Genomic DNA, 7,784 nt, shown 5'->3' with positions numbered 1-7,784 from the left:
CGTCAATTCCTGTGGGAGCGGGTCTCTGCCCGCGAAGGGCCCACCACCAACCCCCTGACACCCCACAACCCCGGAGCCCTCCAGCAGTGACCACCTCCACCCGCGGCAGAACCCTGGCCCTGCTCCTGCTGGCGCCCTTCGCTCTATTCTTCATCGTCTTCCAGATCGCCCCCCTCGCCTGGGTGGCCATCCACAGCGTGCAGACCGATGCCGGCTGGAGCCTGGACAACTTCAGCAAGGCCTTCGGCTCGCGCTTCTACCGCCAGGCCATCCAGTTCAGCCTGGAAATCAGTTTCTGGTCGAGCCTGTTCGGCATCGTCATCGCCGTCATCGGTGCCTACTCCCTGCGCCGGGTCGACTCGCGGCTGCGGGATTTCGTCAGCGCCTTCGCCAACATGACCAGCAACTTCTCCGGCGTACCGCTGGCCTTCGCCTTCATCATCCTGCTGGGCTTCAACGGCGCGATCACCCTGGCGCTCAAGCAGAGTGGCCTGATCGATGATTTCAACCTCTACTCCAAGACCGGCCTGATCATCACCTACACCTATTTCCAGATCCCGCTGGGCGTCCTGCTGCTGTACCCCGCCTTCGACGCCCTGCGCGAGGACTGGCGCGAGTCCGCCGCCCTGCTCGGCGCCAACGGCTGGGCCTACTGGCGCTACATCGGCCTGCCGGTGCTGACCCCGGCGCTGCTGGGCACCTTCGTCATCCTCCTGGCCAATGCCCTGGGCGCGTATGCCACGGTGTATGCCCTGACCACCGGCAATTTCAACGTGCTGCCGATCCGCATCGCCGCCATGGTGGCCGGCGACATCAGCCTGGACCCCAACCTGGCCAGCGCCCTGGCGATGATTCTGGTGGGGCTGATGACCCTGGTCACCCTGGCCCATCAATGGCTGCTGCGCAGGAGCTACCATGTCGCGCGCTGAACACAACGCCCCCGGCCTCTACCACAGAGTCGTGGTGTGGCTGCTGTTCCTGATCCTGCTGCTGCCCTTGGCCGGCACCCTGCTGTATTCGTTGGCCACCAGTTGGTCGGCGTCGATTCTGCCCAGCGGCCTGACCTTCAAATGGTATTTGCAACTGTGGGGCGATCCGCGGTTCCTGCAGGCCTTCGGTCAATCGCTGGTGGTCTGCGTGGGCGCGCTGGTGCTGTCGGTGCTGCTGATCCTGCCGCTGCTGTTCGCCGTGCACTACCACTTCCCCAGGCTGGATGCGCTGATGAACATCCTCATCCTGCTGCCCTTCGCCGTGCCGCCCGTGGTGTCGTCCGTGGGCCTGTTGAACCTGTACGGCTCGGGACCGCTGGCCATGGTCGGCACGCCGTGGATCCTGATCGGCTGCTACTTCACCGTGGCCCTGCCCTTCATGTACCGAGCCATCACCAACAACCTGCAGGCGATCAACCTGCGCGACCTGATGGACGCTGCCCAGTTGCTGGGCGCCAGCACCTTCCAGGCAGCGTTTCTGGTAGTGCTGCCCAACCTGCGCAAGGGCCTGATGATCGCCCTGCTGCTGTCGTTCTCGTTCCTGTTCGGCGAGTTCGTGTTCGCCAACCTGCTGGTCGGCACCCGCTACGAAACCCTGCAGGTTTATTTGAACAACATGCGCAACAGCAGCGGCCACTTCAACAGCGCGCTGGTGATTTCCTATTTCTTCTTCGTGTTGCTGCTCACCTGGGGTGCGAACCGCTTGAACAAGGACAAAGACTGATATGAGCTTCGTCAGCGTCGAAAGACTGGATAAGCGCTACGGCAACACCGAAGTCTTCAGCGATATCGGCTTCACCATCGAACGGGGCGAATTCATCACCCTGCTCGGGCCGTCCGGTTGCGGCAAGTCGACCCTGCTGCGGGCGATCGCCGGACTGACGCCGATCAATGGCGGGCGCATCCTGCTCGATGGCCAGGACCTCGCCCCGCTCGGTCCTCAGAAGCGCGACATCGGCATGGTCTTCCAGAGCTATGCGCTGTTTCCCAACATGAACGTGGAACAGAACGTCGCGTTCGGCTTGCGCATGCAGAAGGTCAAGGGCGCCGAAAGCACCCGCCGCGTGGCCGAAGTGCTGGCGCTGGTGGAACTGGACGAGTTCGCCAAGCGTTACCCCCATCAATTGTCCGGCGGGCAGTGCCAGCGGGTCGCCCTGGCCCGCTCGCTGGTCACCCGGCCGCGTCTGCTGCTGCTCGACGAGCCCCTGTCGGCGCTGGATGCACGCATCCGCAAGCACCTGCGCGAACAGATCCGGCAGATCCAGCGCGAACTCGGGCTGACAACGATTTTCGTCACCCACGATCAGGAAGAGGCGCTGACCATGAGCGACCGCATCTTTCTGATGAACAAGGGCCGCATCGTCCAGAGCGGCGACGCGCAGAGCCTGTACACGGCACCGGCGGACGCCTTCGCCGCCGGTTTCATCGGCAACTACAACCTGCTCGATGCCGCCCAGGCCAGTGCCCTGTTGCAGCGACCGATCCATACCCGGGTGGCGATTCGTCCGGAAGCCATCGAGCTGGGTCCGAGCGGCACGCTGGAGGGCGAAATCCGCAGCCACAGCCTGCTGGGCAACGTGATCCGCTACCGCGTGCAGGCCCATGGCGTACTGCTGGTGGTGGATGTGCTCAACCGCACCGCCGCCGACCTGCTGCCCGACGGCCAGCGGGTGTCCCTGACGATTGGGCCGGATGCGCTTTGTGCGGTAGCCTGAGCACCTTTCCAAGGGAGGTTTCATATGGCTCTAGCGATTTTCGATCTCGACGAAACCCTGATCCACGGCGACTGCTCTTCACTCTGGAGCGAGCAGATGGGTCGCCTGGGCTGGGTCGACCCCGAGTCCTTCATGCAACGCGACCACGAGTTGATGCAGGCCTACAGCGAGGGTCGGCTGGCCATGGAAGACTACATGGCGTTCAGCCTGGAGCCGATGCTCGGGCGCTCCCCTGAGGAGGTCGAACACCTGGTCGGCCCCTGGGTCGAGGACTTCATCGAGCCGATCATTTTCAGCGACGCCACCCGCACCATCGCCGCACACCGTGCAGCCGGCGATCGCATCCTCATCATTTCCGCTTCCGGCGTTCATCTGGTTCAGCCCATTGCCGAGCGCCTGGGTGTCGACGACGTGCTGGCGATCGACCTGGAACTCAACCACGGCAGCTACAGTGGCAATACGGTCGGCGTATTGACCTACCGCGAGGGCAAGATCAAGCGCCTGCGCGAATGGATGCACGACGAGGGCGAAACCCTGGAAGGCGCCAGCTTCTATTCGGACTCACGCAACGACCTGCCGCTGCTATTGGAAGTGCCCTTCCCCCATGCGGTCAATCCTGATCCGGTGCTGCGCGAGCACGCGGAAAAGGCTGGGTGGCCGATTCATCACTGGCGTTGATGGTTACTGGCGTTGATGGTTGCGCAGATAAACCTCTTCGCCCATGGCGGCGATCTGCCCTTCGATGAGTGCGTCGAAGGGCTTGAGCAGCGCCTGGAACGAGGCCGGCGCTTCAAGTACTTCCAGGGCCTGGGTGATGGCCTCCAGGGTCGACAGCGCGCCCGGACCAGGCGCCTTGCGCAGCCGATAACGCGAGGGCTCGGCAGCGACCAGCTGAACCCTGGGCAGGTCGGCGAGCAACGGGTTGAGGTGCAGCAGCTTGCGCGCCTTGCGCCAGGTGCCGTCGGGCACCACCAGCAACCTTGGCTGGACATCCGGCGCGTAGACACTCAAAGCTTCACTGCGCTCGTCGGGAAACAACAGGCAGGGCTGATAGCCTGGCTGCGCCAGCCACCGGGCCAGGTCAGCGAAGACTTCGCCGACCTTGATCTCGCAGTTCTGCAGTCCAAGCGCGGCCAGGCGCGCCGTATTCAGCGCATGATTGACTTCGCTGGGATGCTGCAGGATCAGCACCCGCGTTCGGCTGGGCAGGTTCGGGATCAACGCACACAGGCACAGGGCCTGAGGGCGTTGGCAGCGAGGGCATTGAGGTCTGGACATACGCAATTGTGCCATGAGGCCGCGTGGCGACAATACCGGGCCGGACGCGCGCGTGCGAAAAAGTCGCGCACCGGGCCGCTAAACCTTTGTACCCCGGTGGCCGATCCGCTCTAATGTGAGCCCCACTGTCCCAGGACCCTGCCGCAATGAAATACTGCTGCGCATTACTTTTCAGCTTGCTGTCCCTTACCGCCCAGGCCACGGAAGTCGGCGAACGGCTGGCCCCCTGGACCCTGCTCGATCAGTTCGAACAACCCTACTCGCTCAGCGACGAGACCCAACTGATCATCGTCGCGCGCAGCATGGACGCCGCGCAGTTGATGGGTACGGCCATGGAAAAACGGCCCAAGGACTTTCTCGAGTCGCGACATGCGGCCTATATCGCCGACATCGAGCGCATGCCGTCGGTGGCCAAGTGGATCGCCATTCCCGGCATGAAGAAACTCAACTATCGCATTCTGCTGGACCAGGAAGGCCGCGTCGCACCGCGCTACGAAGGCGACCGCGAAACCGTGCAGTGGCTGGAGCTCAAGGATGGCGTGGTGGTGGACATCAAGACCTTCAGCGATTCGCAGCAACTGGCCAGCGCGCTGTCGGCGCGCTGAGCCAACGCCGTTCACACCGGTCGGAACGGGATTTTGAAGCTGACGCGCAAGCCGTCTTCGGTACTGTCGAAGTGCAGGGTACAGCTGCAACGCTGGGCGATCGCCTGAACGATGGCCAGGCCCAGTCCGCAACCGGTGCTGGAACGGCTGCGCCAGAAGCGCTGGGTCAGGTGTTCCAGGTCTTTGGCGGCGATGCCAGGGCCAAAGTCACGGACCGTGAAGCATACGCAGCCAGGCTCCGTGGCCAGCGTCAGCCAGACCGGCGCCTGATCGGGGCTGTGCCGCAACGCGTTGTCGATCAGGTTGCGCAGTGCCTGTACCGCCAGGGTCGATGGCATGCCCAAGGCTATTGATGGCAGCCGCGGCGGGACGTGCAATTCGACCCGCCAGCGGTCCTCCGGGCGAGCGTCGCCGATGGCCAGGCGCGCCACCTGTTCGGCGCTGCACGGTGCGCCATCGTCGAACGACAGGCTGCCTTCGACCCGTGCCAGCAAGAGCAATTGCTCGAGGGTGCGCTGCAGGCGGTCGGCGCCCTCCTCGGCATGGCCCAGCGCCTGTTCGTGGGCGAGCCCGGCCGTCATGCGGGCGACCTGCAGGTGGGTCTTGATCGCGGTCAAGGGGCTGCGCAGTTCATGGGCCGCATCGCCAGTCAGCTGCCGCTCCCGCTCCAGAGTACGGCCGATGCGCAGGAACAGCTGGTTCTGGGTTTCCAGCAGTGGTTGCAACTCACTGGGCAGCGACTTCAGCGCCAGCGGTTCAAGGGCATCGACGTCGCGCTTGCGCAGCGCCTCGCACATGCGATTGAGGGGCGCCAGGCCTTTGCCGATGCCCAGCCAGAGCATCGCGATGCTACCCAGCAGGGCCATCAGTACCGGTGCGGAAGCGGCCAGCAGTACCGAACGGTTCAACGCCTCGCGTTCCAGTTCGCGGTCTGCGGTGGTGATCCGCACATCGTCCCGAGCCAGGGTGAAACTGCGCCAGTGTTCGCCATCGATCTCCTGATCGTGGAAACCGGTGCGCTGGTCATCCAGCACCTGATCGGCATTGCCGTGGCTGCGGGCGAGGATTTCACCACGCAGCGAGCTGACCTGGCAGGCGATACCGTCGGGGATGCTCCATTGATCGGCGCTGAAGCGAGTGCCCTCGCCCTGCGCGGACAACGGTTGCGGCAGCCGATCGACCAGGCCGGCGACCATGCGCGCCGACGCCACCAGGCGTTGGTCGAGGGAGAACATCATCTGGCTGCGCAAGTCGCGGAACATCCAGGTCGCAGCCAGCGCCCAGATCAGCACGAAGGCCGTGCCCAGAATCAGACTCAAGCGCAGGCGCAGGCTCATTGCGGTTCCTGCGCTGCGGCTTGGGCCGGCCCCAAGCGATAGCCCAGGCCGCGGACGGTTTCGACGATGCCGTTGCCCAGCTTGCGCCGCAAATGGTGGATGTGCACGTTCAGGGCGTTGCTTTCCACTTCGTCGCTGAAGCCATAGACACTGTCCTTGAGCTGCTCGCCGGAGAGCACGCGGCCTCGGTTCTGCAGCAGGGCGTACAACAGCGCCTGCTCGCGACGGGACAGATCGACGGCCTGGCCGGCCAGCCAGGTCTGGCGGGTGCTGGGATCGTGCTGCAGTGGGCCGTGCTCGATCATGTTCAGAGTCCGCCCGGCCACTCGGCGCTGCAGGGTGTGCAGGCGCGCACACAGTTCGCGCAGGTCGAAGGGTTTGAGCAGGTAGTCGTCGGCGCCGGCCTGCAGACCAGCAACCCGATCGCTAACGCTGTCGCGGGCGGTCAACACCAGCACCGGCAGCGCCTCGCCCTTGTGGCGCAACCGTTGCAGCAGCTTGATACCATCCTCGTCGGGCAGCCCAAGATCCAGCACCATCACATCGAAGCTGGCGGCCTGCAGCATGGCCTGGGCGGCAGAAGCCGTGGCCACTCGATCGACGTTCAGACCTTGGGCATTGAGCCCGGCAACGATGCCGCTGGCGATCAGGTCATCGTCTTCGCAAAGCAATACGTGCATGACAGCGCTCGAAGGATAAATGCCCACGGTGACAGGCCGTGATTAACACAACATTATGCGCGCAAACGCCCGTGACGACGGGCATCGGCCGCGAAAAATGCAGCGCGGTGTGACTGTCGGGGCCGGGCTGCCCGTTCGCGGCCGCGGACGGCTCATGCGGATTGGGTTAACCGTCGGTTAACCTGAGTGCCGCCATACTTGCTTCATCACCTCAAGAGACCCCTACCGATGCTGAGCCTTTCCGTGGGGCCATTCGCGCTTTCCCTGCATCACCTGCTGATACTGCTGGCCTTGGGCCTGGCCAGCGTCGTGGGTTGGCAGATGTCGCGGCGAGGGCTGGGCAGCAATCCTGAAGTGCTGATCTTTCGCCTGTTCCTGCTGTGCCTGGTGGTGGCACGCGTCGCTTTCGTAATGCGTTACTGGGCGCAGTACCGTGCCGATCCGTGGCAGATTCCCGATATCCGCGATGGCGGCTTCCTGCTGTGGCCGGGGCTGGCGGTCAGCGGCGTGACGGCGCTGGTGTATGCCTGGCGGCGCCCACTGGCGCGGGTCACCTTGGGCACAAGCCTGGTCAGCGGCCTGATGTTCTGGGCCGTCACCAGTCTGGCCAGCCAGTGGTACCTGCAAGAACGCCACGCGCAATTACCCGACGTCACCCTGCACACTGCAGCAGGTGAGCCTGTGGCGCTTCGCAGTTACTCAGGGCAACCGCTGGTGATCAATCTCTGGGCCAGCTGGTGCCCACCTTGCAGACGGGAAATGCCGGTACTGCTGGACATGCAGAAACGCCATCCGCAGGTACGTTTTCTGTTCGTCAACCACGGGGAAACCGCGCAGATCATCACAAGCTTTGCGGGAACGATGGGGCTGGATCTGCAACAGGTGGCATTCGACAGCCAGGGCGACCTGGGCCGCGCATTAGGTTCGGTCGCACTGCCAACCACGCTGTTCTACAGCGCCGACGGCAAGCTGCTGGGCAGTCATCTGGGCGAGCTGTCGACCGCCAGCCTGAACCACGCGCTGGAAGCCTTCGAAAACCGGTAACCGCCGACGCCCCCTGTAGCAGCGGCGCAAGCCGCGTCAGCGATGAACGCGGTATGCCTGAAAGAACGCGATGAACCCGGACGCGGCTCGCGCCGCTGCTACAGAGACCGCGCACCCTGTAGCAGCGGCGCAAGCC

The 7,784-nt window shown here is 64.2% G+C and carries 9 protein-coding genes; 6 read left to right on the top strand and 3 right to left on the bottom strand.

From position 1 onward, the window contains the following. Window positions 1-86: 86 nt before the first annotated feature. From QMX89_RS22200 to QMX89_RS22185, 4 genes are read left to right on the top strand one after another with little or no spacing between them, the layout of a single operon-like run. The gene (locus tag QMX89_RS22200; RefSeq protein ID WP_282349909.1) at window positions 87-929 is read left to right on the top strand and encodes an ABC transporter permease subunit; all 843 of its coding nucleotides are present in this window, start codon (window positions 87-89) and stop codon (window positions 927-929) included. After that, window positions 916-1,713 carry an ABC transporter permease gene (locus tag QMX89_RS22195; RefSeq protein WP_049861067.1) on the top strand — a complete coding sequence of 266 codons (798 nt, stop codon included), beginning with the start codon at window positions 916-918 and terminating at the stop codon, window positions 1,711-1,713. Before QMX89_RS22200 ends, QMX89_RS22195 begins: the two co-directional genes overlap by 14 nt. 1 nt (window position 1,714) lies before the next feature. Further along, window positions 1,715-2,704, top strand: coding sequence for an ABC transporter ATP-binding protein (locus QMX89_RS22190; RefSeq protein WP_282349908.1), 990 nt, complete (start codon window positions 1,715-1,717; stop codon window positions 2,702-2,704). A gap of 24 nt (window positions 2,705-2,728) precedes the next feature. Continuing rightward, window positions 2,729-3,382 (top strand): HAD family hydrolase, encoded by a 654-nt coding sequence (locus QMX89_RS22185; protein ID WP_049861069.1) that lies wholly within the window; start codon window positions 2,729-2,731, stop codon window positions 3,380-3,382. 3 nt (window positions 3,383-3,385) lie between these two features. On the opposite strand, the gene QMX89_RS22180 is transcribed toward QMX89_RS22185, so the two are convergent. Continuing rightward, on the bottom strand, window positions 3,386-3,982 hold the full coding sequence (locus QMX89_RS22180) for a DTW domain-containing protein (protein WP_282349906.1): 597 nt from the start codon (window positions 3,980-3,982) through the stop codon (window positions 3,386-3,388). A gap of 146 nt (window positions 3,983-4,128) precedes the next feature. Between QMX89_RS22180 and QMX89_RS22175 the strand changes: the two genes are divergently transcribed. Beyond that, the gene (locus QMX89_RS22175) at window positions 4,129-4,587 is read left to right on the top strand and encodes an FAD/FMN-containing dehydrogenase (protein ID WP_282349905.1); all 459 of its coding nucleotides are present in this window, start codon (window positions 4,129-4,131) and stop codon (window positions 4,585-4,587) included. Window positions 4,588-4,598: 11 nt separating this feature from the next. On the opposite strand, the gene QMX89_RS22170 is transcribed toward QMX89_RS22175, so the two are convergent. Further along, window positions 4,599-5,924 carry a sensor histidine kinase gene (locus QMX89_RS22170; RefSeq protein WP_282349904.1) on the bottom strand — a complete coding sequence of 442 codons (1,326 nt, stop codon included), beginning with the start codon at window positions 5,922-5,924 and terminating at the stop codon, window positions 4,599-4,601. Continuing rightward, complete coding sequence (locus tag QMX89_RS22165; RefSeq protein WP_049861073.1) at window positions 5,921-6,604, bottom strand: response regulator transcription factor; 684 nt, start codon at window positions 6,602-6,604, stop codon at window positions 5,921-5,923. The genes QMX89_RS22170 and QMX89_RS22165 overlap by 4 nt, the downstream gene beginning before the upstream one ends. A 228-nt stretch (window positions 6,605-6,832) precedes the next feature. Here QMX89_RS22165 and QMX89_RS22160 point away from each other — a divergent pair, with 228 nt between their 5' ends. After that, a complete protein-coding gene (locus QMX89_RS22160; RefSeq protein ID WP_049861074.1) occupies window positions 6,833-7,648 on the top strand; it encodes a TlpA disulfide reductase family protein in 816 nt (271 codons plus the stop codon). Window positions 7,649-7,784 lie beyond the last annotated feature (136 nt).

The organism is Pseudomonas sp. PS01301 (assembly GCF_029960215.1).
Classification (GTDB): domain Bacteria; phylum Pseudomonadota; class Gammaproteobacteria; order Pseudomonadales; family Pseudomonadaceae; genus Aquipseudomonas; species Aquipseudomonas coleopterorum.
This window is presented reverse-complemented; position numbering and strand designations above follow the sequence as displayed.

Coding starts and splice junctions, on each gene's coding strand:
- QMX89_RS22195 (WP_049861067.1), top strand. CDS start 916: ATGTCGCGCGCTGAACACAACGCCCCCGGCCTCTACCACAGAGTCGTG.
- QMX89_RS22190 (WP_282349908.1), top strand. CDS start 1,715: ATGAGCTTCGTCAGCGTCGAAAGACTGGATAAGCGCTACGGCAACACC.
- QMX89_RS22185 (WP_049861069.1), top strand. CDS start 2,729: ATGGCTCTAGCGATTTTCGATCTCGACGAAACCCTGATCCACGGCGAC.
- QMX89_RS22180 (WP_282349906.1), bottom strand. CDS start 3,982: ATGTCCAGACCTCAATGCCCTCGCTGCCAACGCCCTCAGGCCCTGTGC.
- QMX89_RS22175 (WP_282349905.1), top strand. CDS start 4,129: ATGAAATACTGCTGCGCATTACTTTTCAGCTTGCTGTCCCTTACCGCC.
- QMX89_RS22170 (WP_282349904.1), bottom strand. CDS start 5,924: ATGAGCCTGCGCCTGCGCTTGAGTCTGATTCTGGGCACGGCCTTCGTG.
- QMX89_RS22165 (WP_049861073.1), bottom strand. CDS start 6,604: ATGCACGTATTGCTTTGCGAAGACGATGACCTGATCGCCAGCGGCATC.
- QMX89_RS22160 (WP_049861074.1), top strand. CDS start 6,833: ATGCTGAGCCTTTCCGTGGGGCCATTCGCGCTTTCCCTGCATCACCTG.